1 protein-coding gene is annotated in these 836 nt (G+C 63.5%); it reads right to left on the bottom strand.

What is annotated here, in order from left to right; translation table 11 throughout:
• Positions 1-836: SIS domain-containing protein (locus GPK42_RS01995; RefSeq protein ID WP_215693182.1), on the bottom strand; the 836-nt coding region annotated here is incomplete at both ends.

Genomic DNA, 836 nt, shown 5'->3' with positions numbered 1-836 from the left:
TCGAGCTTGCGGTTCTCGTCCTCGCCCATGAACAGGAACACGGGGACGCCGGGCTCCACGAGCTCGAGGGTGCCGTGGAAGAAGTCGGCCGAGGTGATGTAGCGGGTGCGCTTCCACTGCATCTCCTCCAGGATGCACATCGAGAACAGGATCGTCTCGCCCCACAGGGCGCCGGAGCCGATGAACATGGTGTAGGGGGCCAGGGCGTACTTCTTGGCGAGCTCCTCGGCGCGCGGCTCGAAGCGCTTGCGGATGTCGAGCATGTCCTTCCAGATGTCCTTGGTCTGCTCGATAAACAGATCAAACTTGGGGAAGCAGCCACGGCGGTTGAGCAGGCGCAGGCCGAAGCAGTCGGCGAGGTAGTAGCCCTTCTCGCAGCCGCCCGAACCATGGTCAGAAGCCATGGCGACGCAGTTCTCGGCGCCGACAGCCTGGCCGATGGGGCCCTCGGGCTTGGTCATGGCGTAGACGCGCACGCCCATGTCCTTCATCTTCTTGACGGCCTCGAGGACCTCGGGGGTGGTGCCGGACTCGGAGGCGGTGAGCACGACGGACTTCTCGGTCATGCGCTTGTGGCCCATGACGTTCCACTCGGCGGCGTGGATCAGGTAGACCTCGAGGTCGCGGTCGCCGAACTTGTTCATGAGGTACTCGAGCTGCATGAGCTCGTCCCAGGTGCCGCCGACGCCCATCAGGAACACGGCGTCGTAGCCCTCGTCGGCGACCTTGTCGGCGAGCGCGGTCATCTTCTTGCCGGTCTCGTAGAGCGCCTTACCGTCCTCGAGATAGCCCTCCTGGTCGAAATGCATGATCTCGATCTTCTCGGTTTCCTTCAT

The sequence above is a fragment of the Collinsella aerofaciens genome (genome assembly GCF_018785265.1).
Taxonomy (GTDB): Bacteria; Actinomycetota; Coriobacteriia; order Coriobacteriales; family Coriobacteriaceae; genus Collinsella; species Collinsella aerofaciens_AI.
The sequence above is the reverse complement of the archived record's forward strand: the minus strand, read 5'-3'. Positions and strand labels throughout refer to the sequence as shown.